The 24,341-nt window shown below is 65.3% G+C and carries 23 protein-coding genes; 9 read left to right on the forward strand and 14 right to left on the reverse strand.

The features are described 5' to 3' along the window. Positions 1 to 28: 28 nt before the first annotated feature. The 4 genes from FZF13_RS03075 (at position 29) to FZF13_RS03090 (ending at position 3,114) form a co-directional block, all read left to right on the forward strand. Positions 29 to 526, forward strand: a complete 498-nt coding sequence (locus FZF13_RS03075) for an Lrp/AsnC family transcriptional regulator (protein WP_024926416.1) — start codon at positions 29 to 31, stop codon at positions 524 to 526. 245 nt (positions 527 to 771) lie between these two features. Then, the gene (gene exbB / locus FZF13_RS03080; RefSeq protein WP_024926417.1) at positions 772 to 1,707 is read left to right on the forward strand and encodes a tonB-system energizer ExbB; all 936 of its coding nucleotides are present in this window, start codon (positions 772 to 774) and stop codon (positions 1,705 to 1,707) included. Between the two features lie 10 nt (positions 1,708 to 1,717). Beyond that, positions 1,718 to 2,176 (forward strand): TonB system transport protein ExbD, encoded by a 459-nt coding sequence (exbD, locus tag FZF13_RS03085; RefSeq protein ID WP_024926418.1) that lies wholly within the window; start codon positions 1,718 to 1,720, stop codon positions 2,174 to 2,176. Continuing rightward, a complete protein-coding gene (locus FZF13_RS03090) occupies positions 2,173 to 3,114 on the forward strand; it encodes a TonB family protein (RefSeq protein ID WP_024926419.1) in 942 nt (313 codons plus the stop codon). Before exbD ends, FZF13_RS03090 begins: the two co-directional genes overlap by 4 nt. A gap of 9 nt (positions 3,115 to 3,123) precedes the next feature. Here the strand turns inward: FZF13_RS03090 and FZF13_RS03095 are convergent, their stop codons facing one another. The 3 genes from FZF13_RS03095 to FZF13_RS03105 all read right to left on the reverse strand — a co-directional run bounded on the left by FZF13_RS03095 (position 3,124) and on the right by FZF13_RS03105 (position 6,772). Beyond that, on the reverse strand, positions 3,124 to 4,311 hold the full coding sequence (locus FZF13_RS03095) for a Gfo/Idh/MocA family protein (protein ID WP_024926420.1): 1,188 nt from the start codon (positions 4,309 to 4,311) through the stop codon (positions 3,124 to 3,126). A 37-nt stretch (positions 4,312 to 4,348) separates the two neighbouring features. Beyond that, positions 4,349 to 5,404, reverse strand: a complete 1,056-nt coding sequence (locus FZF13_RS03100; RefSeq protein WP_024926421.1) for a sugar phosphate isomerase/epimerase family protein — start codon at positions 5,402 to 5,404, stop codon at positions 4,349 to 4,351. Between the two features lie 147 nt (positions 5,405 to 5,551). After that, positions 5,552 to 6,772 (reverse strand): MFS transporter, encoded by a 1,221-nt coding sequence (locus FZF13_RS03105; RefSeq protein ID WP_024926422.1) that lies wholly within the window; start codon positions 6,770 to 6,772, stop codon positions 5,552 to 5,554. Positions 6,773 to 6,846: 74 nt separating this feature from the next. On the opposite strand from FZF13_RS03105, the gene FZF13_RS03110 reads away from it, so the two are divergent. Next, entirely contained in the window at positions 6,847 to 7,815 is a 969-nt protein-coding gene (locus tag FZF13_RS03110) for an AraC family transcriptional regulator (RefSeq protein ID WP_036254693.1), read from the forward strand. 33 nt (positions 7,816 to 7,848) lie between these two features. Here FZF13_RS03110 and FZF13_RS03115 read toward each other — a convergent pair whose 3' ends face one another. Continuing rightward, positions 7,849 to 8,841 (reverse strand): sugar-binding transcriptional regulator, encoded by a 993-nt coding sequence (locus tag FZF13_RS03115; RefSeq protein ID WP_051504904.1) that lies wholly within the window; start codon positions 8,839 to 8,841, stop codon positions 7,849 to 7,851. A 188-nt stretch (positions 8,842 to 9,029) separates the two neighbouring features. Between FZF13_RS03115 and FZF13_RS03120 the strand changes: the two genes are divergently transcribed. Beyond that, positions 9,030 to 9,827, forward strand: a complete 798-nt coding sequence (locus FZF13_RS03120) for a hypothetical protein (protein WP_024926424.1) — start codon at positions 9,030 to 9,032, stop codon at positions 9,825 to 9,827. 167 nt (positions 9,828 to 9,994) lie between these two features. Here the strand turns inward: FZF13_RS03120 and ptsP are convergent, their stop codons facing one another. From ptsP to FZF13_RS03145, 5 genes are all read right to left on the reverse strand, one after another. Further along, a complete protein-coding gene (ptsP, locus tag FZF13_RS03125; RefSeq protein WP_024926425.1) occupies positions 9,995 to 11,974 on the reverse strand; it encodes a phosphoenolpyruvate--protein phosphotransferase in 1,980 nt (659 codons plus the stop codon). Positions 11,975 to 12,167: 193 nt separating this feature from the next. After that, positions 12,168 to 12,548, reverse strand: a complete 381-nt coding sequence (locus FZF13_RS03130) for a PTS glucitol/sorbitol transporter subunit IIA (RefSeq protein ID WP_024926426.1) — start codon at positions 12,546 to 12,548, stop codon at positions 12,168 to 12,170. Between the two features lie 25 nt (positions 12,549 to 12,573). Then, a complete protein-coding gene (gene srlE, locus FZF13_RS03135) occupies positions 12,574 to 13,587 on the reverse strand; it encodes a PTS glucitol/sorbitol transporter subunit IIB (RefSeq protein WP_024926427.1) in 1,014 nt (337 codons plus the stop codon). Positions 13,588 to 13,604: 17 nt separating this feature from the next. After that, positions 13,605 to 14,366, reverse strand: coding sequence for a PTS glucitol/sorbitol transporter subunit IIC (gene srlA / locus FZF13_RS03140; RefSeq protein ID WP_024926428.1), 762 nt, complete (start codon positions 14,364 to 14,366; stop codon positions 13,605 to 13,607). A 52-nt stretch (positions 14,367 to 14,418) separates the two neighbouring features. Continuing rightward, positions 14,419 to 14,856 carry a transcriptional regulator GutM gene (locus FZF13_RS03145; RefSeq protein WP_024926429.1) on the reverse strand — a complete coding sequence of 146 codons (438 nt, stop codon included), beginning with the start codon at positions 14,854 to 14,856 and terminating at the stop codon, positions 14,419 to 14,421. Between the two features lie 188 nt (positions 14,857 to 15,044). Between FZF13_RS03145 and FZF13_RS03150 the strand changes: the two genes are divergently transcribed. Further along, positions 15,045 to 15,686, forward strand: coding sequence for a hypothetical protein (locus FZF13_RS03150; protein WP_024926430.1), 642 nt, complete (start codon positions 15,045 to 15,047; stop codon positions 15,684 to 15,686). Positions 15,687 to 15,758: 72 nt separating this feature from the next. Continuing rightward, the gene (locus FZF13_RS03155; RefSeq protein ID WP_024926431.1) at positions 15,759 to 16,433 is read left to right on the forward strand and encodes an HAD family hydrolase; all 675 of its coding nucleotides are present in this window, start codon (positions 15,759 to 15,761) and stop codon (positions 16,431 to 16,433) included. A gap of 231 nt (positions 16,434 to 16,664) precedes the next feature. On the opposite strand, the gene FZF13_RS03160 is transcribed toward FZF13_RS03155, so the two are convergent. The 5 genes from FZF13_RS03160 to FZF13_RS03180 all read right to left on the reverse strand — a co-directional run bounded on the left by FZF13_RS03160 (position 16,665) and on the right by FZF13_RS03180 (position 22,767). Then, entirely contained in the window at positions 16,665 to 18,014 is a 1,350-nt protein-coding gene (locus FZF13_RS03160; protein ID WP_024926432.1) for a pyruvate dehydrogenase complex dihydrolipoamide acetyltransferase, read from the reverse strand. Between the two features lie 2 nt (positions 18,015 to 18,016). Further along, complete coding sequence (locus FZF13_RS03165; protein ID WP_024926433.1) at positions 18,017 to 19,015, reverse strand: alpha-ketoacid dehydrogenase subunit beta; 999 nt, start codon at positions 19,013 to 19,015, stop codon at positions 18,017 to 18,019. Further along, complete coding sequence (locus FZF13_RS03170; RefSeq protein WP_024926434.1) at positions 19,015 to 20,049, reverse strand: thiamine pyrophosphate-dependent dehydrogenase E1 component subunit alpha; 1,035 nt, start codon at positions 20,047 to 20,049, stop codon at positions 19,015 to 19,017. The genes FZF13_RS03165 and FZF13_RS03170 overlap by 1 nt, the downstream gene beginning before the upstream one ends. 21 nt (positions 20,050 to 20,070) lie before the next feature. Beyond that, on the reverse strand, positions 20,071 to 21,390 hold the full coding sequence (locus FZF13_RS03175) for an NAD(P)H-dependent oxidoreductase (RefSeq protein WP_024926435.1): 1,320 nt from the start codon (positions 21,388 to 21,390) through the stop codon (positions 20,071 to 20,073). Positions 21,391 to 21,735: 345 nt separating this feature from the next. Next, a complete protein-coding gene (locus tag FZF13_RS03180; protein WP_024926436.1) occupies positions 21,736 to 22,767 on the reverse strand; it encodes a DmpA family aminopeptidase in 1,032 nt (343 codons plus the stop codon). A 520-nt stretch (positions 22,768 to 23,287) separates the two neighbouring features. Here FZF13_RS03180 and FZF13_RS03185 point away from each other — a divergent pair. Then, positions 23,288 to 24,319, forward strand: coding sequence for a substrate-binding domain-containing protein (locus tag FZF13_RS03185; protein ID WP_024927008.1), 1,032 nt, complete (start codon positions 23,288 to 23,290; stop codon positions 24,317 to 24,319). Positions 24,320 to 24,341: the final 22 nt, after the last annotated feature.

Genomic DNA, 24,341 nt, shown 5'->3' on the forward strand with positions numbered 1-24,341 from the left:
CGCGCAAGTTTTTTTCGTGAGGCGAGACATGGCCAAGCCTTTACCCCAGATCGATCTCGACAGTTTCGACCTGGCGATCCTCGCCATATTGCAGAAGGACAATGCCACGCCGCAGCGGTTGATCGGCGAAGCGGTCAACCTTTCGGCGCCCGCCGTGCAGCGCCGTATCAAGCGGCTGGAGGAAACCGGCGTGATCCAGGCCAATGTCGCCATCGTCGACCCCACCAAGGTCGGCCAGGCCATCACCATCTTCGTGGAGGTGGAAGTGGTCAGCGAGACGGCGGCGCTGCTCGACGCTGCGAAGCGGGAGTTCTCCGCTGCACCCGAGGTGCAGCAGTGCTACTACGTGACCGGCGAGGCGGATTTCATCCTCGTCATAACCGTGGCCACCATGGCCGATTACGAGGCGCTGACGCGGCGCCTGTTCTTCGCCAACAACAACGTCAAGAAATTCCGCACTTTCGTGGCCATGGACAGGGTCAAGGTGGGGCTTGGCGTGCCGCTGACGACGGCGGTGCCGGCTTAAACAATTTCCCCCGGCCGCGCGGTTCACCCATTTCGCCGGGAAAAGGCGCGAAATGTGAAGCCGCTATTTCTTGATAATCGCAGTCAACAATGATAGGCCGCTCTCGCTCGTATGAGCCGGGATGTCGAACGGACGGCCTTTGGCCGCCAGCTCTCCCGGTTCCACAATCGGGAGACGAGACCTTGCGAGATGCCATGCGCCCCAATGCTGCGAGCCGGACCGGCCGGAAGCCCCCCTTCGGCCGGATGGCCCGTATCGTTGCCCTGGCCGGTTTCGTGGCGGTGATCGTCGGCCCGGCGCTAGCGCAGCAGGCGGCGCCCGCGACCGCTCCCGTCAAAAATACCGCTCCGGCCATGGCTCCCGTCCAGGCCACTGCACCCGTGGCAAAAACCGTCGCCCCCGCGCCGGTCGCCAAGGCGACGCTGCCGCACAATCTGTCGCCCTGGGGCATGTTCATGGCGGCCGACTGGGTGGTGAAGGCGGTGATGATCGGCCTCGCCTTCGCCTCGCTGGTGACGTGGACGGTGTGGCTGGCCAAATCGCTGGAGGTCGCCGGCGCCAAGGCGCGGCTCGGCAAAGCCTTGCGCGTAATAACGGGCGCGCGCCGACTGGAAGACGCCGCGCAAGTGCTCGGCAAGAATGCCGGCATCGGCGGCGTGCTGGTGCGGGCCGCCGTCGAAGAACTGGAACTGTCGCGGCAGGATGACGGGAACGGCGATGTCGCCGACATCAAGGCCGGCATCAAGGAACGCGTCGAATCCCGGCTGATGCGCATCCAGGCGCAGGCCGGCAGGCGGCTCAGCCGCGGCACCGGCGTGCTCGCAACGATCGGTTCCACCGCGCCCTTCGTCGGCCTGTTCGGCACGGTGTGGGGCATCATGAACGCCTTCATCGGCATTTCGGAAGCGCAGACCACCAACCTAGCCGTCGTCGCACCCGGCATCGCCGAAGCGCTGCTTGCAACGGCGGTGGGCCTGGTGGCGGCGATCCCGGCCGTGGTTATCTACAATGTCTTCGCGCGCTCGATCACCGGCTATCGCCAGGGGCTGGCGGATGCGGCGGCCGGCGTGCAGCAGCTGGTGAGCCGCGATCTCGACCGCACCGCGCCGCATGCGCTTATCGAGCGCCTGCCCGTCTCCAAATCGGCCAACGGGCACCACGCCCCGGCAACCGCGGCCTAGGACCGACAGGATGGCCGGCGGCATCAAACAATCGTTCGACGACGACGATCTCCAGGAGAACCACGAGATCAACGTGACGCCGTTCATCGACGTCATGCTGGTGCTGCTCATCATCTTCATGGTGGCGGCGCCGCTGGCGACGGTGGACATCAATGTCGACCTGCCGGCCTCGACGGCGACGCCGGCGCCACGGCCGGAGGAACCGCTCTATGTCACGCTGAAGGACGATCTCAGCCTGGCGATCGGCCAGGAGGCGGTGGCGCGGTCGGCTTTCCAACAGCAGCTGGATGTCATCGCCAAGGGCGACAAGCAGCGGCGCATCTTCCTGCGCGCCGACCGAGGCGTCGTCTATGGCGAGTTGATGGAAGTGATGAACCTGATGCGCGGCGCCGGTTATCTGAAGGTGGCACTGGTCGGGCTGGAGACGGTGCCGGCAGGCGCACCCGCTTTGCCGGGCGCAGCCCAATGACGGCCCTGGCCCTGCCTGGCGGCGTGCTTGGCGGCATCAGCCGCCGCGAGCTGACGCTGTGGTCGGGCGCCGCGCTCGTCGTGGTATCGCTGCACGCTGCCGGCGGCTGGTATCTGGGCCGGCAGGCACCCATCGAGCTTTCGGCGCCGCCGGCGGAGAACGCCATCATGATCGACCTGCCGCCGATGGCCGTGGCGCCGGAGGCCGTGCCGCTCGACGCCGCCGATCTCGTCGATTCCACCGCTTCGGAGACGCCTGAACAGGTCACGGAACAGATAAAGCCCATCGAGCCGGAGGCGGCCGAACCGACCAAAGAGACCGTCGAGGCGACGCCGGAACCGATGGAACGGGTGGCCGAAAACCAGGCGGCGCAGGAGGTCGTGCCGGACCTGGTCGAGCAGCCCTTGCCCGAGGTGGCGATGGCCATTCCGGAACCGCGCCCGGTGGCGGAAAAGCCGAAACCGGTGGCCAAGCCGGTAGAGAAGAAAAAGCCGGTCGAAAAGAAACCCGAACCGGTGAAACAGGCCAAGGCCGAGACGCCGCAGAAGGTTGAAAAGCCGCAAAAGAAGGTGGCGGCCAACAGTGCCGCCGCGCAGAAATCCGCCCAGAACGGCGCCACAGAGCGCAAGGGAGCGGCGCAAAACGGCGGCGGCGCGATATCGCCGAGACAATGGAATGCGCAGGTGGTCGCCCATATCCGGCGCTATCTGAGGATGCCGTCCGGCATCAGGCGCGGCGGCGTCGCCTATGTGCGCTTCGCCGTCAATTCCAGCGGAACGGTGATATCGGCCTCGCTTGCCAGAGGCTCCGGCGACGCGGCGGTCGACGAGGCGGCGGTGGCGCTGGTGCGCCGCGCCTCACCCGTTCCCGCGCCGCCGGCTTCGATCGCCAGCGCGGCCATCAATCTGGACATACCGATCGAGATGCGCCGGCGTTAGGGGCAGCGCCTATAGCTTCGTCCAGGCGCCGTTCTTCTTGGCCGAGCGCACGCAGGCTTCGATGAAAGCCAAGCCCTCGACGCCGTCCTGCACGGTCGGGAACACCACGTCCTTGCCCGGCTTGCCACCCTTCCTGCGGGCGGCGCGGATGGCCCTGGCGGCTTCCTGATAGATGTTGGCAAAGCCTTCGAGATAGCCTTCGGGATGGCCGGACGGCACGCGGGTGACACGGCCGGCAGCCGGCAGCGAACCGACCCCGCCACGCGTCAGCAATTGCTTGGGCTGGCCGAAAGGCGTGTACCAGAGATAGTTCGGATCGGCCTGCACCCATTCGAGACCGCCCTTCGAGCCGTAGACCCTGAGCCGCAGCCCGTTCTCATGGCCCGGCGCCACCTGGCTTGCCCAGATCATGCCCTTGGCGGGGTGTTCCTTGCCCTTCGCCTTGAAACGCAACAGCACATGGGCGTTGTCGTCGAGCAGGCGGCCGGGCACGAAGGCATCGATGTCGGCGGACAGCGTGTCCAGCTCCAGGCCGGAGACGAAACGGGCGAGGTTATAGGCATGGGTGCCGATGTCGCCCAATGCGCCGCCGGCGCCGGACTGCTTCGGGTCAGCGCGCCACGACGCCTGTTTCTGGCCGGTGGCGGCAAGGTCCTCGGTCAGCCAGTCCTGCGGGTATTCGGCCTGGACGAGGCGGATGTCGCCGAGCTGGCCCCTGGCCACCATCTCGCGCGCCTGCCGCACCATCGGATAGCCGGTGTAGTTGTGGGTGAGCACGAAGACCTTGCCGGTCTTCTCGACCAGCGCCTCCAGCTTCCTGGCCTCGGCCAGGGTTGCCGTCAAAGGCTTGTCGCAGATGACGTGGATGCCGGTTTCCAGGAAGGCCTTGGCGGCCGGGAAGTGCACATTGTTGGGCGTGACGATGGCAACGGCCTCGATCCCGTCCGCACGCTTCGCCTCGGCCTTGGCCATTTCGAGATAGGAACCATAGCTGCGCTCTGGATCGAGGCCGAGTTCGGCGGCGGAGACGCGGGCACGCTCGGGGCTGGACGACAGCGCGCCGGCGACGAGCTGGAAATCGCCATCCATGCGGGCGGCGATGCGGTGCACCGCGCCGATGAAGGCGCCCTGCCCGCCGCCGACCATGCCGTAGCGGATGGGGCCGGCCCCCGATTCAATCTTCGTGCCGCTGACCATTTTTGTCCTCCCTGATCGTTGCGCGCCGCCTCTAGGCTCAGAAACCCATCATCTTGCGCAATTGCGCCTTGTCGGTGCCGCCGCCGGCGAAATCGTCGAAAGCCTTTTCGGTGACGCGGATGATGTGATGCTGGATGAAGGGAGCGCCTTCGGCGGCGCCATCCTCGGGATGTTTCAGGCAGCACTCCCATTCCAGCACCGGCCAGCTGTCGTAGCCATATTGCGCCAGCCTGGAGAAGATGCCGCCGAAGTCGACCTGGCCGTCGCCCAGCGAACGGAAGCGCCCGGCCCGGTTCAGCCAGCCCTGATAGCCGGAATAGACGCCCTGGCGGCCGGTAGGGTTGAACTCGGCGTCCTTGACGTGGAAGGCCTTGATGCGCTCGTGATAGATGTCGATGAAGGCGAGATAGTCGAGCTGCTGCAACAGGAAATGCGAGGGATCGTAATTGATGTTGCAGCGCTTGTGGCCGCCGACCGCTTCGAGGAACAACTCGAAGGTGGCGCCGTCGAAAACATCCTCGCCGGGATGGAGCTCATAGCAGAGATCGACGCCATTCTGGTCATAGACGTCGAGGATCGGCTTCCAGCGCCGGCCAAGCTCGGCGAAGGCTTCCTCGATCAGCCCGGCCGGACGCTGCGGCCAGGGATAAAAATAGGGGAAAGCCAGAGCGCCGGTGAAGGAGACGGAGGCTTTCAGGCCAAGGCTCTTCGAGGCGGCGGCGGCAAGCCGCATCTGCTCGACCGCCCATTCCTGCCGCGCCTTCGGCTTGCCGTGCAGGGCGGCCGGAGCGAAACCGTCGAACTGGCTGTCATAGGCCGGGTGCGCGGCGACGAGCTGCCCCTGCAGATGGGTGGAGAGTTCGGTGATCTCGACGCCGGCGTCGGCGCACATGCCCTTGACCTCGTCGCAATAGGCCTTGGAGGAAGCAGCCCTGGCGAGATCGAACAGGCGCGCGTCCCAAGTCGGGATCTGGATGCCCTTGTAACCGAGGCCGGCGGCCCATTTGGCGATCGGGCCCAATGAATTGAACGGCGCGGCATCGCCCGCGAACTGGGCCAGGAAAATCGCTGGCCCCTTCATGGTCGTCGGCATTCGGCACTCTCCCTGATTCAGCGCCGCAGCATAACCTCGATTTCGGGCGGGGCCAGCCCGGGGCCAAAGGATGACGCGATTTTGCGCCGCCTGGGCAGGGCAACGCCGAAGCGGCGCGGACAGGTGCCCGCGCCGCCGATTTCAGGTTCAGGCGAAGGTGCCCTTCTTCGGCCCGAGCAGGAAGGCGGTGACCGCCGCCAACAGCGTGGCGAGACCGGCATAGCCGAAGGCACTGGCGACGCCGGCATTGTCGACGAGCAGGCCGCCGAAGATGGCGCCCATGGCAATCGCCACCTGGAAGGCGGCAACCATCAGGCCGCCGGCGCTTTCGGCATGATCGGGCGCTGCACGCACCATCCAGGTCTGCACCGCCACCGGGATCGCGCCGAAGGCGAAGCCCCAGGTGGTGACGGCGATGGCCGACATGGCCGGCGAAGCGCCATAGACGAGCAAGAGCAGCGAGGAGATGGCGATCAAGAGCGGCGCCAGGCCGGCGGCGAGCTTCAGACTGCGTTCGACCAGGAAGCCACCGGCAAGATTGCCGAAGAAGCCGCCTATGCCGAAAGCCAGCAGCACCAGCGAGACGTTTTCGACATCGAACACCGGCACCTTTTCGAGGAAGGCGCGGACATAGGTGAAGCCGGCGAAATGCCCCGACGCGATGAGCAGGATGAAGAGCAGGCCGACGCGGATGGCGGGGCGCTTGGCCACGTCCAGCAGCGTGCGCAGTCCGGCGACACCGGCCGGCGGCAGGCTGGGAATGGTGGCCACCTGAACGAGCAGCGTGACGGCGCCGACGATGGCGGCGATCAGGAAGGCGCTGCGCCAGCCCCAGATGTCGCCGACATAGGCGCCGATGGGCGCGGCGCAGACGGTGGCGACCGACACGCCGGCAAGCACGATCGACATGGCGCGCGGCAACAGGTAGGCGGGCACCAGACGCATGGTCATGGCACCCGACATCGCCCAGAAACCGCCCAGCGCGATGCCGAGCACGACGCGCGCGCCCAGAAGCATGGTGAGCGACGAGGCGAAAGCGGCGATGAGGCTTGAAACGATGAGCAGGAGCGTCAATACCCACATCAGGACCTTGCGGTCGAGCCTATGGGTCATGATCGCCATGGAGGGTGCGGCGATGGCGCCGACGATGGCGGTGGCGGTCACCGCCTGGCCGGCGGCACCCTCGCTGACGCCAAGATCATGCGCCATCGGCGTGAGCAGGCTGGCCGGCAGGAATTCGGCGGTCACCAGGCCGAAGACGCCGAGCGCCAGCGAGACGACGGCTCCCCAGGCCGGTGCGGTTCGTTCCTCGGGCAGTGCTGAAGACAGCACGGGCGCGTCCAGCGCCGCTGTCGCGGGGTCGGTCATAGTCAGTCTCCGATTTGGTTGCAGTGCAAAAAATGGAGATGACCGCCTGGAGTTTCCATGCTAGAAACCCCATTATGCTTGACCGTTCGTCCAAAACTCCCCTCGCCGCCTCTTCCCTGACCGGCGATGCGCTAACCGACATCCTGCGCGGCCTGAGGCTCGACGGCGTCCAGTACGGGCGCTGCGAGATGAAGGAGCCGTGGGGGCTGGAATTTCCGAAACAGAGCGCCGCCCGCTTCTATTTCATCGGCCAGAAGGCGTGCTGGATGCGGATGCCGTCGGGCGAATGGGTCGAGATGAAGGCCGGCGACGCGGTGCTGGTGCCGCGCGGCGCGCCGCATGCGCTGGCGAGCGCGCCCGACGTGCCGACGGCACCGCTGCAGGGCTACCAGGTCACCGAAATCTGCAAGAACGTCTATGGCATGAAGAATGAAGGCTGCACGCCGGGCACGCTGTTGTTCTGCGGCACGATGTATTTCAACCTCGACAGCCTGCACCCGTTGCTCGGCATGATGCCCGACGCCATGCGCACGCATGAACTCGAAGCCTACGAGCCCTCCATCCCGCATCTTCTGGAAGCGATGGCGCGCGAGGTGAAGATGGAACGCGTCGGCTCCGGCGGCATCGTGGCGCGGCTGGCCGATGTACTGGCGGCCTCGATCATCCGGTCATGGGTGGAACGCGGCTGCGGCGATTCCAAGGGCTGGATCGCGGCGGTGCGCGACCGCGAGATCGGCAAGGTGCTGGCGGCGATCCACCTGGAACCGAACCGCGACTGGAGCGTGGAAACGCTGGCGCGCACGATGGGCGCCTCGCGCTCCGGTTTCGCCGAACGTTTCGCGACGATCGTCGGCGAGACGCCGGCCAAATATGTGACGCAGGTTCGCATGCACCAGGCCAGGCAATGGCTGGTGCACGACCGCCTCAAGATCGCCGTGGTGGCGAACCGACTGGGTTATGAATCGGAAGCCGCCTTCAGCCGCGCCTTCAAGCGGGTGATCGGCGCGCCGCCCAGCCATTACCGCGGCGACGAGGCAGCCTGAACCGGACTGAGCGAGGTCCAAACGCTGCTCGGATCAGCGTGTGCCGGCCACCTTCATCTCCAGCATGCGGCGCGCGCTTTCCTCGTCGGTGATCAGCACCGTCGGCTGGACGAGATGCATGGCGCCGAGCAGCGCCTCGATCTTCTCCTGCCCGCCGGAGGTGAGGATGCGCAGCGGCGCCCGGCGCAAGCGGTCGACCTCGACCGACATCACCCGGTCGTTGACGGGATCGTCGACGAGGTCGCCATTGCGGTTGAAGAAGTGGAACAGAAGATCGCCGACGGCGCCCCGCGCCACCAGCGCCTCGCGGTCCGCCTCCTTGAGGAAGCCGCCGCGATAGAAGGTGGTGGCCGAGGCGATGCCGCCGATGGACAACAGCACAGCGTCCAGCGCGTCGGCCATCTCGAAGATTTCCTGCAGGCCGCAGCGCTCCACCAGCGCGACCTTGGTTTCGACGCTGTCGACCACCGCCGGCGCCGGGATCAGATAACCGTCGCCCTGGAAGACCTGGGCAAAACGCCAGGCGAACTCGGCCGGATTGTAGCGGCGGGCCACGCCGACGCCGCCAAGCAGCGAGATGACCTTGAAGTCGCTGAGCGACTTGGCGCCGATGAAGGGCAGCGTCGAAAACAGCGTGCGGCCCCAACCGACGCCGACGCGCATGCCGGAGCGCATGGCCTCCGACAGATAGGCACCCGTCTTGGCGGCGATGCCGGGGATGGGGTCTGCGTCGGGGCTGGACAACGGCGCCACCAGCGCCTGTTCGAGGCCGAAGACCTTTTCCAGCGACCGTTCCAGCCGCACGATCTCGGACAAGTCGCTCTCGATGGCGATCTTGACCTCGTTGCGGGCGCGCGCCTCGGCCAGCATGCGCACGACGGTGACACGGCCGACGCCGAGCACATCGGCGATCTCGTTCTGGGTCATCTGCTCGATGAAATACATCCAGGCGGCGCGGATGCGCAGGCGGTCGGCCTTGCTTTCGGCCGCCACTGCTCCGTTTTCGGCTGCCCCGCCAGCCGCCATTCCCGACGCTGCCTGCCGCTGCGGCTTCCTAGCCAATGCAATCCCTCCCCGAATGCGCTGCCGCCGAACCGTTCAGCGATTCGCCATACGGCCACTATCGCCTTTTGACCGGTCCTGCACGATATAAACAATTGGCTCATACGACCATGCCGCCTATACCGGCTTCAGCATAAGGGGCAGAGCACACGATGCTGCGTGAAATCTCCGAAGAGGTCCGTGTCAACCTGAAGGACCGGCTGCGCGACGTGCGCCGCGTCATCCGCAGGCACCGGCACGACAGCCCGGCCCAGCCCGGCCGGCCGGGCGAGGACAGCGCGCGCCAGCCCTTCCCCATCCGCGAGATCGAAGGGCTGCTCGGCCATGCCGCCAGCGCCTTCGACGACATGATGTCGATCGCCGAGACCTTCGTGCCGGGCGAGCGCAGCGGCCGCATGAGCGGGCTGGCGCCAAAGCCGATCGGCACCTATTTCGCGACCGGCGAGGCAGCGCTTGCCGGCGAACGTGCTTTCCGGCGCGACATGTACGCCCTGGCCAAGGCGGTGCTTGCCGAAAAGAAGGCCGACGGCGCCCGGCTGCGCGAGGCGAATTTCGCCGCCGTCCACACCGCCATGGCAAGGCAGCACGCCGAGCTTTTTTCGAGGCTCGCCCGCGAGGACGACTGGGCCGGTCGCGTGGCGCTGGTCGCCGCGTTGAGCGCGGCGCTGCTGATCGAATTCCTGAACCACGACCCGTTGCGGCAGAGCGAGGCGCCGACGGCGGCGGTCGGCCCGGGGCGCAGCTTTGTCATCTCCTGCCTGGCGCCGGTAGCGCTGGCGGTCGGGCTTTCCAGCGTCGACACCGGCGCCAAGCCCGAGCCCGACCTACTGGAGATCGCGCTGCTCGCCACCGATGCCCGGCTCGACCGCATCCTGGCGGCCTGCAACGGCAACGATCCGCTGGACGAGCTGACGACGGTGTTCGCGACGCTGCTGGCGCATCTGCCGTAGGCGCTCTCTCCCTTCTCCCCGTTCACGGGGAGAAGGTGGCCCGAAGGGCCGGATGAGGGGCGGCTCGAAGCGAGCAAAAGCTGGCTCTGCCCCTCACTGTCCTGCCGGACATCTCTCCCCGTAAACAGGGAGAGAGAAGCAGCTTCAACGCAGCGCGACGAAGGCTCTTACGCTTTGCCCAGCTCGACGATGCGCTTCTTGGCGCGCGAGATCGAGGCCGGGCTCATCGACAGTTCGGTCAGGCCCATGCGCAGGAATTCCGGGATCAGGTCCGGCCGGGCGGCGGCCTCGCCGCACATGCCGACCATGATGCCGGCCTCGACGCCGGCCTTCGCCGTCATCGCGATCGCCACCATCACCGCCGGATTGGCGACATCGTTGAGGGCGCCCACCGTCGGGTTCAGGCGGTCTGCGGCCATGACATATTGGGTAAGGTCGTTGGTGCCGATGGAGAAGAACGAGACCTCCCTGGCGAGTGCCGGCGCGATCAGCACCGCCGCCGGCGTCTCGATCATCACGCCGAGCTGGAAACGGGCGAACGGCACGCCGTCGCGCGCAAGCTCGGCCGCGCATTCATCGATCAGCGCCCGCGCCCGCCGCACCTCGGCGATATCCGACACCATCGGCAGCATCACCTTGACGTTGCCGTGCACGGCGGCGCGCAGCAGGGCTCTCAGCTGCGGCTTGAAGATATCCGGGCGGTCGAGGCACATGCGGATGCCGCGCCAGCCGAGGAAGGGGTTCTCCTCCTCGGGGAATTCGATGCCGGCGACCGGCTTGTCGCCGCCGATATCCAGCGTGCGCACGATGACGGGGTGCGGTGCGAAAGCCCGCGCCAGCGCAGCATAGGTTTCGGCCTGCATGTCCTCGGACGGCAGGTGCATATGGCGCATGAACAGGAGCTCGGTGCGGAACAGGCCGACGCCCATTGCACCCGCGGCTAGCGCGGCCTCGATCTCTTCCAGCGAGCCGATATTGGCGGCCACCTCGATGACGGTGCCGTCGGCGCGCTTCGGCGTCACGTCCTTGAACACGTCGAGCGCGTGGCGTTCCTTCGCCGCCTCCTCGATGCGGCTGAGATGCTCGGCCTTCACCGCATCGGCCGGATCGGCGACCACCGTGCCGCCATTGCCGTCGAGGGCGATTTCCTTCGCCGTCCGCAACTCCGAGACGCGGGCGCCAAGCCCGAGCACCGCCGGAATGCCGTGCGAACGAGCGATGATGGCGATGTGGGACGTGGCGCCGCCGTGGCCGCAGACGATGCCGCCGATGCGTTTCAGCGGCGCGCGCGACAGGTCCCAGGCGCCGATGTCGTCGGCGATCAGGATGGCGCCCTGCGGAATGTCCTCAAGGCTGACATCGTCCTGGCCGAGCAGGGCCAGACAAATCTGGCGGCCGACCGCCTGCACGTCGTCGGCGCGGGCGTTGAGATAAGGATCGTCGACCGAACCGAATTCGGCGGCGAGTTTGGCGGCGGTGGCAATGACGGCGGCGACGGCATCGGAGCCGCTGCGGATCATCGCCTCGGCGTCGCCAATCAAGGTGTCGTCGGCGGCAAGGTCACGCAACGCGGCGACAATGCCACGATCGCCACCGGCAAGCCCTTCGCTGGCCAATGCCTTGTCCATGCGCGCCTGCACAACTTTGACGGCATGGCCGAAACGCACGATCTCGGCTTCGGCTTCCTCAGGTGACAGTGTGCGCGCCTGCGGGCGGATTTCGGGTGGGAAATGTGCGAAGGCCTGGCCGACCGCGACGCCCTCGCTGGCGGCAACGCCGCGCAGGCCGCCAGCGGGCGCGGCCACTTGCATCGGGGTGGTGGCAACGACCGGCTTCGCGGCCTCGCCATTCATCTCCTTGTGCTCACTGGTGGCATCGTCCTCGTCAAGTCCGGCGCGCGGGTTTTCCAGATAGCCGATCAGCGCCTCGACGGCTTCGACCGCATCGGCGCCGTTGGCGCGCACGGTGACTTCCTGGTTCTCCTTGACGCCCAGAAGCATCAGCTTGACCGAGCTCTTGGCGCTGACCGCCTTGCCCGCCTTCACGATCTCGACTTCCGATTCGAAGCTCTTGGCGAGCCTGACGAAGCGGGTGGCGGGGCGGGCGTGCAAACCTTCATGCACTCTGACGATGGTCGAGCGTTCCATACGGGCAATCCTATCAGATATTCCGGACCCGGAGCGTTTCACCGAAACGGTGAAACGCGCCTTCTTCTTGTCTTGACGCAATTCCGGACGGAAAACCGCTACACACTTTTCCTGGAATTGCTCCGACCCGGAATGGGCGCGCAGCAAAAGAAAAAGCGCCGCGAGCCCTGCGCAGGCCGCGACGCCAGGCGTATCAGGCGGCGATGGTGATCAGCGCATCCTGCTTCAGGGCCTGGACGAGCGCGCCGGCATCGACGGCACTGGCGCAGATTTCGCCCGGCCGTTCGGCATGTGTCGCACCGTTGAACGAGATGACGACATGGCCGATTTCGCGCACCTTGCTCCACGCGGTGGAGCCAACCGCGGTGATCGTTGCCGACACCGCGCCGATGGCGATCGACGCGCCGACCTGCGGCGCGCCGTCGCTGGGGCCCTGTACGGCCTTATGCATCACCGAAACCTCGGCGAGCTCCGGCGGCGAGCCATCCGCAAACAGGATGACCACGCCGCCCTCGGCGAGATCCGCCACTTCGGGTCCAACTGCGGTTACCCGCGTTTCCAACAGAACCGTCATGATGCGGCGAAACTCCTTCTTTTCGTTACAGGACCAGCAGACTGACTACCCATGCAAGCAGCACGGAAACGGGACCCATGATCTGGCGGCTGATGAGGACCGCCGGCACGCCGATCTCGATCGTCTTGGGCTTGGCCTCGCCGAGCGCCAGACCGACCGGAACGAAGTCGCAGCCGACCTGGGTGTTATAGGCAAACAGCGCCGGCAGCGCCATTGCGGGCGAGATCGTGCCATTGGCGATCTGCGGGCCGATGATGGCGACGCCGATGACCTGGGCGATGACCGCGCCTGGCCCCAGGATGGGCGACAGGAACGGCAGGCCGCAGATGGCCGAGATGATCAGCAGGCCGACGATGTTGTTGGCCAGCGGACCCATCGGTTGCGCCAGAACGTCGCCGATCCCGGTATAGAGGATCAGGCCGATCAACATGGTGACGAAGGCCATGAACGGCAGGACGTTGCGCACCACCTGGTCGATGGTACGGCGGCCGGCATTGAAGAAGATGCCGACGACACGGCCCATGACGCGGCCGATCGAAGAGATCAGCCCGACAAGACCGCCGCCGTTTTCGATCTCGGTGGACCGGGCGGCCGCCGAAGGCGAATTGCTGTTGCTCGAATTCATGGCCGCTGCTCCCCCTGCAGTGGTTACCGCCTCGGAGCCGTCGGCCATGACGATGTTGGCCGGCTTGACGCCCGAAACATAGATGTCTTCCTGGATGAACTGGGCGAGCGGCCCGGACTGGCCGACCGGCGTCAGATTGACGGTCGGAATGCGCTTGCGCGGATAGACGCCGCAGCGCGCGGTGCCGCCGCAATCGACGACGACGACAGCCATTTCGCTTTCGATCGGCGGCGCCTTGAAGCCGTCGACGGCTTCGGCGCCGGTCATCTCGGCGATCTGCTGGGCGATCGGGTGGATGCCGCCGCCGGTGACGGAGACGACCTTGTTGCGCTGCGCGGTCGGCTCGATGACGAGCGGGCCGCCCCAGCCTCCGGAGCCCCTGGAGATTTTTACGGCCTTGTAGGTCTTTGCCATGATGTCCTCCCCGCCGCTTACAGCTCGACGCCCTGGCGGCGTGCCATGATGGCGGTGATGCGCTCGGTCAGCATGCCCTTGAGCAGGATGACGACGAGGCCGACGATGGCGTACCAGATGGCCACCTTGATGTGGTAGCCGGCAACGACGGCGCCCTTCTTCTCAAGCTCGAGCAGGGCGACCAGCACGCCACCCCAGACGAAATATTCGCCCGGATTGATGTGCGGGAAGAGGCCGAGCGGCGGGTGCACGTAAGACACGGCCGCGTCATAGAAGGCGGGCTTGTGCTTCTCTTCGAGGAAGGAGCCGAACGTATAGGCCATCGGGTTGGTGAGGAAGAAGACGGCGAGCAGCGGCAGCACCGTGTAGCGGGTGAGCGCGATGCGACCGGCGCCGCGGGCAAGCCCGTGCACACGCTCTTCGCCGACCAGCTCGGTGACGGCGTAAAAGGCAGTCATCAGCACGACCAGCGTCGGGATGATGCCGGTGACGAAGCCGGCGAAGACCTCGCCGCCCTTCTGGAAGATGCCGATGAAGTACTTGCCGATGGCGGTGAGCCAGCCGAGCTGCTCCTCCTTGGCGACTTCGTTGAGCTTTTCCTTGAACTGCTCGACCGTGATCGGGCCGGCGTCGGCCTGCGCCAGAACGACGAGATTGTCGCTGGCATGGGTAACCGCGAGCTTGCCGTGCAAGGCCGCGTCCTGGACCACAGCACCCGCGACATGCAGGTGCTGGACGGCCATGTCGGCGTGCTGCGCCAACAATGAAATTACAGACATATCTCCTCCTTGGACCGCCTGCCGTCTGTCCCCAACGGCGGTGGTGTTCGCTCTATGCGCTGACTGTCTTCAAGCCGGCGAGACCCGGCTTCCTTCCCGGCTCCGACCGTGCCCGGTCGATCTGTTCGATCGCCCGCTTCACGGCCTCGGCCACACCGGGCTCCCCCTCTCCCTTGATCGCGGGATTGGACCGGATACGGTCGAGGGCAACGCCCTCATATTCTTCATGTCGCTTGAACTTGGCGAACACCGAACGGCCGCTCATGACGAGCAGGCGGCGCACGATCAGGTCGGGCGTCACCACCACCAGAACGATCGTGCCCCTGGCGAAGCGGCCGCGATGGTTGCCGGCGCCGACGAAGCCGTCGGCATATTTCTGGGTGATGCCTTTGAAGACATCCGAATAGTGGCGCATCTGCAGCCATACGCCGAGGGACTGCAGCCCCCATACGAGCGCGAGCGAAAGCAAGGCCCACTGCCAGATTGCCATCAGGACGTCTCCTCCCAAGCCCCTGAAGCCCGCGACTTTCTACGCCGGCGTCAGGATGAAGTTAGAGAACATTTGTTTTCTTTAATGTCAATATGTATGATTTTTCGAGAAAGCATGAAGGCCGGTGATCCACGACATTTGGAGACGCCGGCGCCTGTGCTACTGTCTTTGGCAAAGGACGAACGTGCATGGACCTGCGATTCAAAGACGAACTGGCGCTGATGCCGGACCTCGGCCATCAGCTGCGGCGCTTGCGCTGGTTCAGGGCGACGTTCCGCGCCAACGCGCATTCGGTGGAAGCGACCTATGGCCTGCGTTTCGAGATCGACGAGACCAGGCTGACCAGGGCCTTTCTCGACTGGATCGAGATCATGGACGCGCAGAAGCGCTTCGCCGAGGTGAACCGCGCCGACTTCATCATCTTCGCCGCCGGGCTGGTGCTGCGCGAACTGATCCGCCAGAACCCGGTCAAGGTTGTCGGCGCCGGCGAACGGCCCGACCTGCCGCCGGTCGACGCCGGCATGGCCGAGATCGTGCGGTTCTGGCCGGAAGGTTTCCTCTACACCAACTATTGCGTGTCGGCGATCGCGGCCGTGCACGAGCAGGAGTTCGGGCACGCCCCGACCATCGACCAGTGCGCCGACGATTTGCGCACCTGGTGGTCCTATCGCGAGAACGTGACCGAGATGCCGGCCTATGCGGTGGCCTTCCTCGACCGCTTCCTCGGCGCCGAGCCGAACTGGATCATGCCCGACAGCGCGCAGTCGAGGCAGGCGATGCGCACTGCGCTCGACACGAAAACTAAGCCGGAAATCAGTCGTCGCGCCTGAACGCAAAGCTTGAACATTTGTCTCATTGCCGATAGCGATGTGCCGAAATCATCGGATGCTTAGAGGCACGGCGTGACGGCACAACAGTTGATCATCTTCGATTGCGACGGCGTTCTGGTGGACAGCGAGCCGCTGGCCGCGGAAGCCTATGAGCGCGTCTACGAAAAGCATGGCATGAGCGGCGTCGGCCCCGGCATCATCGCCCAATGCGTCGGCATGAAGCAGGCCGACATCATCATCCGCATCAAGGAACTGACCGGCCATCACCTTAAGCCGGAGCAGGAAATCGACCTGTGGACGGTGACCCGCGACCTGTTCAGCGAAAAGCTCAACCCGACCGACGGCATCGCGCCGTTCCTCGGCACACTGAAGACGGGGCGCTGCGTGGCGTCGTCCTCGTCGCTGGAACGCATTCATCACAGCCTCGACGTGACCAGCCTGGCGCCGCATTTCGGCGACGCGATCTTTTCCTCCTCCATGGTCAAGCGCGGCAAGCCGGCGCCGGACATTTTTCTCCACGCCGCCGAGAAGATGGGCGTGGCCCCGGCCAACTGCGTGGTGATCGAGGATTCGCCCTTCGGCGTGCAGGGCGCGGTGGCTGCCGGCATGATCGCGATCGGCTACACCGGCGGCGGACACACCTTTGCCGGCCATGGCGAGAAGCTGAAGGCGCAAGGCGCGCATGCCGCTTGCGCGAACTGGACTGAAATCGCGCAGACGCTGAACGGGCTGGGTTTCAAGCTTTAGGGTTAGGCGAAGGAATAAGCGCTCTTGCCTTCTCCCCTTGCGGGAGACGGTGGCCGAACCGAAGGTGAGGTCGGATGAGGGGTGCTGGATGGAGTGCAACCTCTCCGAATTTAGGATGGTATCGAGGCGAATTTTGCACCGCCTCGTTTCTTCCAACACCCCTCATCCGTCTCGGCGCTGCGCGCCGAGCCACCTTCTCCCACAAGGGGAGAAGGGAGAGTCGCGCCAATCCTAAACCAGCAACGTCATCGGGTTTTCGATGATGCGCTTGAAGGCACCGAGCAGTTCGGCACCCAGCGCACCGTCGACGGCACGGTGGTCGGTCGACAGCGTCACGGACATCACGGTCGCGATCTTGATCTCGCCGCCCTTGACCACCGCCCGCTCCTCGCCGGCACCCACCGCCAGGATCGTCGCATGCGGCGGGTTGATGACGGCGGCGAAATCCTTGATGCCGAACATGCCGAGGTTCGAAACGGCCGTGGTGCCACCCTGATACTCTTCCGGCTTCAGCTTGCGGTCGCGCGCCCGTTTTGCGAGGTCCTTCATCTCGTTGGAGATGACCGACAGCGTCTTCTGGTCGGCCTTCCTGACGATCGGCGTGATCAGCCCGCCGGGGATCGACACCGCCACGCCGACATCGGCATGCTTGTGCTTGACCATGGCGGTCTCGGTCCATGACGCGTTGGCATCGGGCACCGCAACCAGCGCCTGCGCCATCGCCTTGATGATCATGTCGTTGACCGAGAGCTTGTAGGCGGGCACGTCGCCCTTGTCGGTCTTCTTGATCGGGGCGGCGGCATTGAGCTCGGAGCGCAGCTTCAAGAGCGCGTCGAGTTCGCAATCGAGTGTGAGGTAGAAATGCGGGATGGTCGACTTCGCCTCGACCAGACGCCGGGCGATGGTCTTCCTCATATTGTCGTGCGGGACGAGCTCGTAGGAGCCCTGCTCGAACAGTTTCAGCACCGCCTCGTCCGACATCGGCTTGACAGCCGGTGCGCTGCCAGCGGCAGGTGCTGCGGCCGGAGCAGGTGCTGATGCGGCCTTGGCGACGCCACCGCCGGCAATCGCCGCCTCGACATCCGCCTTCACCACACGACCATGCGGACCGGAACCGGTGACGGCGGACAGGTCAAGCCCCGCCTCCCGCGCCAAGCGGCGCGCCAATGGCGTGGCGCGGACCGCGCCGGCCGGCGCAGGCGTTTCCTGCACGGCGAGCGCGGTCTGCGCGGCCTTGTCCTGGGAGGAGGACATCGGTGTTTCGGCCTTGCCGTTGGCGACAGGCTGCGGCTCGGCCGCAACGGCCGCAGGCGCGGCGGCGGCAACAGCGCCGGCGTCCTCGCCCTCGGCATAAATCCAGGCCACCGGCGCGCCGACCGGAATGTCGACGCCTTCCTTGCCGGTGATGTTGCGCAGCGTGCCGGAAGCCGGCGCGTCGATCTCCATCGCCGCCTTGTCGGTCTCGATCTCGAACAGGACGTCGCCCTGTTTGACGGTGGCGCCTTCCGCGACGAACCAGCGCGAGATCTGCCCGGTCGCCATGTCCATGTCGACCTTGGGAAGGATGACTTCGACCGGCATCGTCAGCGCTTTCCCTTGGCGAGATCGCGCGCCGCCGCGATGATGTCCGGCACCTGCGGCACCGTCGCCTTTTCCAGCTCGGGATTGTAGGGGATCGGCACTTCGGCGCCGCCAAGGCGCACGATCGGTGCATCCAGATAATCGAACGCGTCGCTTTCGGCGACGGCGGCACTGATTTCAGCGCCGATGCCCAGCGTCTTCACCGCCTCGTAGACGCACAGAAGCCGCGAGGTCTTCTTGACGCTGTCGATGATGGTCTGCTTGTCCATCGGCCGCACGGTGCGCAGGTCGATGACCTCGATGTCGATGCCTTCGGCTTCCAGCGCGGCTGCCGCCTCCAGCGCCTTGTGCACCATGATCGAGGTGGCGACGATGGTGAGGTCGCGGCCCTTGCGGCGCACGTCGGCCTTGCCGATCGGCACGGTATAGTGGCCTTCCGGAACCGGGCCCTTCATCTTGTAGAGCAGCTTGTGCTCGAAGATCATGACCGGGTCTGGATCGGCGACAGCGGCAAGCAGCATGCCCTTGACGTCATGCGGCGTCGCCGGCTGGATCACCTTCAGGCCGGGCACGTGGCCGAGCCAGGCTTCCAGGCTCTGGCTGTGCTGCGCGGCGGCACCCGTGCCGGAACCGGCCGGGAAACGCATCACCACCGGAACCGAAACCTCGCCGCCCAGCATGAAGCGCATCTTGGCGGCCTGGTTGACGATCTGCTCCATGGCGAGCGTGGCGAAATCGGAAAACTGGAACTCGAAAATGGGACGCAGGCCGGTCAACGCCGCACCCACGGCGACGCCGGCGCCGCCCAGTTCGGAAATCGGCGTGTCCATGACACGGTCGGTACCGAAACGCTCGACCAGATCGCCGGTGACCTGGAAGGCGCCGCCATAGACGCCGATATCCTCGCCCATCAGGAAGACGCGCTCATCCTGCTCCATGGCGATCGCCATGGCTTCCTGGATGGCCTGGGCATAGCTCAGTTCACGCACTGCGACGTCCATCACGCAACCTCCGTATAGACGTAATTCTCAAGGTCGCGGATTTCGGGGCTCGGGCTCGCCTTGGCGAATTCGATGCCGTCGGCGATCTCTTTTTTCACTGCTTCGCGCACCGCTTCGATGCCGGCGTCGTCGATGATGCCGAATTCCTTCAGCTCGGCCTCGAACAGCGCGATCGGGTCGCGGTTGGCCATCCAGTCCTCGATCTCTTCCTTGGTGCGGTAGCGGTTGCGGTCGCTCTTGGAGTGGCCGCGGTAGCGATAGGTCTTGGACTCGATCAGCGTCGGGCCTTCGCCGGCGCGAGCGCGCTCGACGGCCTCATGCGCAGCCTGCGCCACCTCGGAGAAGTTGTTGCCGTCGACGATGACGCCCGGCATCGCATAGGCGCTGGCGCGGTCGGCGATGTTCTTGACCGCCGTCGAACGCTCGGTCGAGGTCGACATGCCGTAGCCGTTGTTTTCGCACACGAAGATGACCGGCAGTTTCCAGACGGCGGCCATGTTGAGCGCCTCGTGGAAGGCGCCTTCATTGTTGGCGCCGTCGCCGAAGAACGAAATCGCGACCTTGCCGGTCTTGAGCTTCTTGGCTGCAAGGGCGGCACCGACCGCGATCGGGATACCGCCGGCGACGATGCCGTTGGCGCCGAGATTGCCCTTGGTGACGTCGGCGATGTGCATGGAGCCGCCACGGCCCTTGCAGTAGCCGGTGGTCTTGCCGAAGAACTCGGCGAACATGCGCTTCACATCGGCGCCCTTGGCGATGCAATGGCCGTGGCCGCGATGGGTGGAGGTGATCTGGTCCTGATCGGTGAGCGGCATGCAGATGCCCATGGCGCTTGCTTCCTGGCCGATGGACAGGTGCATGGTGCCGTGGATCAGACCGCGCATGTAGGCGTCTTCGGCACCTTCCTCGAAGCGGCGGATGAGATACATCTTGTGCAGCACTTCGCGCAGCTGCTCAGCCGTATACTGGCGGAAGGCGAAAGGCAGGTTGGGTTGCGCCGCGTCGCTGTTGGCGGCTTTCCTGGCGGTGGCCATGATGATGCTTCCTCGATTGCCTTAGTTGCCGTAGACGAGCTTGTCCTGCCGGGCGCGCAGCTCGGCGATCTTGGAGCCAGGCGCCGGAGCGGCGTTGACATAGGTAATGAGCTCGCCCTTCTTGATGGGCGCCGTCACCGAACCGCCCTGCAGCAGGCCGCAGGGGATGGCCTTGGCGGCGCGCGCCTCGGGGGCCGCCATGATCCAGGCGCGGTAGCAATATTCGCCGATGGCATCGAGCTTGTCGCCCGGCTGCATGTCCTTCTTGGCGACGGCGCAGACTTCTGCGACAGGCTTGGCCAGCGGCACCATGTCGGCCTTGCCGTAGAGCACGACGCGGGCGCAAGTAAGCGGCACTTCCAGCGAGGTCAAATGATAAGGCCGGTGGAAGGTGAAATACGGGCCCTTGCCCATCTTCAGGTCTTCCATGCGCTCGGAAACGCGCGGATGCGACATGTCGGCGACGACGAAGACGCCGGGCGCAACGCCCTTGCCGATCGAATAATCGACGACGCCGACCCTGGAGAGCACGCCGCCGTCCTTTTGCGGCACCAGCACCTTGTTCAGTTCGCCCAATGTGGCGGCCGGGCCATGCATGCCGGCCTTGTCGGGCACCAGACCGGTGGCGTTGGCGATCGCCGCCATCTCGACCATGGTCTTGGAGCCGTCGACGAACTCGACCAGCATGCGCACGTTCATGTGGCGGCGCGCGGCCTCTTCCTCATAGGCGGGAGGGGTGGCGTCGATGTTGAGCGGGTTGTTCTTGCCCTTGCCGGCGGCAACGATGGGATGGCCCATGGCCGAGACGAATTCGATCAGCTCCATGCAGGAGGACGGCTCGTCGCCCGCGCCGAGCGAATAGGTGACGCCGAGGCGGTCGGCTTCGCTCTTGAGATAGGCGCCGATGGTGACGTCGGCCTCGACATTCATCATGACGAGATGCTTGCCATGCTCCATGGCGCGCAGGCCGATCTCGGCGCCGACGGCCGGCACGCCGGTGGCGTCGATGACCACGTCGATCAGGTCGTTGTTGATGATCAGGTCGGCATCGTTGGTGACGGCGACCTTGCCGGCTTCCATGGCGGCCGTCATGGCCGAGGCGTTCGATGCTTCCCTGGAATGGCCGCCTTCCTGGAAGGCGATGTCGACGGCCTTGTGGGCATTGGGGATGTTCAGTTCCGAGATCGCGCCGATCTCGATGCCGGACATATGCGCCACGCGGGTGACGATATCGGTACCCATCTCGCCCGAGCCGATGAGGCCGATGCGGATCGGCTTTCCGGACTTGCCGCGTTCCTCAAGATCGCGGGCCAGGCCCGTCAACGCAATATTGGAAGCCATACCGGTCACTCCTCCCACATCAGGCTATTCGAATGCCTGACGGGTATTGAACATATGTATTTCTGTCAAGACTAATGTCCACAGACTTCGGTGTTGAGGGAGGGTTTGTGGAGGGACGGGGATGTGCATTTCCTTCTCCCCTTGTGGGAGAAGGTGGCCGAGCCGGCGGCGCAGCCGCCGCAGGCGAGGTCGGATGAGGGGTGTTGGAAGAAATGAGGCCGCGCGGGAACAAGTGCCGGCTTCACCACGGTCCCAAATCTGTCAGGGTAGCGCTCCGTCCAACACCCCTCATCCGTCTCGGCGCTGCGCGCCGAGCCACCTTCTCCCACAGGGGGAGAAGGGAAGTCAGGCGCTAGCCCGCAACCAATCCGCCAGGGACGGCCGGCGCGCGCCGCCCCTGCCCTCGAAGGCAGGCGAGGCGAGCATGGAGTTCAGCACTGCTTCCTGGGTCGCCTCGGCGGCGGCCTGGAACAGAGCATCGATACGCGTTTCACTCAAAGCCTGAAGAGGCACGACACCGCGCTTCTCGTCGTGATCGACGGGATCCGCGGTCGAGAAGGCAATGGCGATGTCGCCGCTGCCATGGCCCCAGAAAGCACCCAGCCTGGCGATGCCGGCACCGGCGCGGCGGGCGACGCGTTTCAACTGGCGGTGTTCGAGCGGAATGTCGGTCGCCAGCACAATGACCACCGAACCGCTCTCGGCCTCAGTCGGTCGGCGCGGATCGGGGCGGCGGCCATCGGGCAGGACGAGATCGCCGGCGCGGCCGAAATTGGAAAGCACGAGGCTACCCAGATGATAATCGCGGCTGTCGAGCCTGATGCGACGCGACGCCGTGCCGATGCCGCCCTTGAAGCCGAAGCAGGTCATCCCGGTGCCGGCGCCGACGCTGCCCTGCTCGACCGGGCCTTCGCTGGCGGCCTCGATGGCGGCCAGTGCATGCGCCTCGCTCACGACAAGCGCCTGGATGTCGTTGAGCGGGCCGTCATTGCATTCGGCGACGAGCGGATTGACGGTGCCCGTGCGGCGGCCGATGTCCGGGTTCTGGCGAATGGCTTCGCGGATCAGCGCGGTGGCGCAGGTGCCGACCGACAGCGTGTTGGTCAACAGCAATGGCGTCTCGATGGTGCCGAGTTCATCGAGTTGCACGAGGCCGACCGTCTTGCCGAAACCGTTGATGACTTCGGAGGCGGCCCTCGCCTTCCTGCGGAAAAGATTGCCACCATGCGGCAGGATGGCGGTGACGCCGGTGTTGATGTCGCCGTCGCGCAGCGTGACATGGCCGACGCGCACGCCCGGAACGTCGGTGACGGCATTCAACGTGCCGGAAGGCAGCGTGCCGCAGGTCAAACCGAAGTCCTTGATGCCGACGCTCATTGCCTCTCCTCGAACCGCCTTCCGGCGCTGCCGATCAACCATAGCCTTTGGACCAGCGGCTCGGTCTCTCGGTTCGTCATTCCCGACCTCGTGAGGGAGCGTAGCGACCGGAGAGTGTCGGGAATCCATGCCGGAACGTTCATAACGTGGAGCCGATCCGGATTCAAAGCGGGTAGCGGTCAGAAAAGCAGCACGAAATGTTCTGTGCTCAAGATCATACGCGCAATTTTGGACCGGCATGCCACTATCGGCGGTCCGGCATGGATTCCCGACACTCTCCGGTCGCTGCGCTCCCTCACGAGGTCGGGAATGACGAATTAAGATGGTGCGGTTTTTCAACCCAAACGTCCATTGATGTGAAATATATTTCAGTATATGAATTTTATTGACAGTATCATCGTGCGCTGCAATGATCCAGCTGCCGGCTTCGGGAGGAAGTCCGGCTGCAAATCAATCCATGAAGCGGCGTGCCAAGCGCCGCGACGGTTATTGAAGAATGGCTTCGGCCAAGGGAGGAAACTTGCGCAAATTCTTAAGCACGCTCGCCATGGCGGCGGCGGCATCGACCTTTATGAGCCCGGCCCCGGCACTCGCCGAAACCGCCAATCCGTTCAAATGCCAGCCCGGCGAAAAATACGTGATGAACGTCATGGTCTCGGGCGTCGAATACTGGTTCCCGGTCTATGAGATGTTCAAGCAGGCCGGCCAGCAGCTCGGCTGCGAGACCGCCTATACCGGCACGCCGGAATATGACGTGAACAAGCAGATCGCCAGCTTCGACCAGGCGCTGGCCCAGAAGCCGGCCGGCATCCTGGTGCACCCGATGAACTCCGATCCGTTCATCGAGCCGATCAACCGCGCCGTCGACCAGGGCACCGCCGTGGTGACCTTCGCGGCCGACTCGCCCAATTCCAAACGCGTCTCCTTCATCACCTCGGACAATCTCGCGGAAGGCACCTACGCCGCCGACGCCGTTGCCGGCGCGATGGGCGGCAAGGGCGAATACGCCGTTCTCGAAAACCCCGGCCAGGACAATCACGACAAGCGTGTCTCGGCCTTCGTCAAGCGCATGGAAACCAAGTGGCCGGATATGAAGCTAGTCGGCCGCGCCGCGTCCAACCAGGACCCGACCAAGGCTTATCAGGCGGTGCTGAGCCTTGCCCAGGCGCATCCCGACCTCGGCGCCGTGTTCATGCCGGAAGCCAACTCGGCGATCGGCGCCGCGCAGGCGGCCAAGGAAGGCGGCGGCAAGATCAAGGTGATGCTGGCCGACGTCAACGCCAAGATCCTCGACATGATCAAGGCCGGCGAGATCTATGGTTCGGTCAACCCCAACCAGGGCATGCAGGGCTATATGGGCTTCATGCTTCTGTGGCTGGCCAAGCATCCCGAGCTGATCGACCCGATGAACGACGCCAAGCGCGCCGGTTCCAATGCGATGAAGGTGCCGTTCGTCGACAACGGCTTCTCGATCGTGACCAAGGACAACGCCGACGATTTCTATTGGGACAAGTATCTCAAGCGGCGTGGCACCAAGGGCATCGAAGAGTAAGCTTCGGCCCACAATCGCTCTC

It is taken from the genome of Mesorhizobium terrae, assembly GCF_008727715.1.
In the GTDB taxonomy this organism is placed as follows: domain Bacteria; phylum Pseudomonadota; class Alphaproteobacteria; order Rhizobiales; family Rhizobiaceae; genus Mesorhizobium; species Mesorhizobium terrae.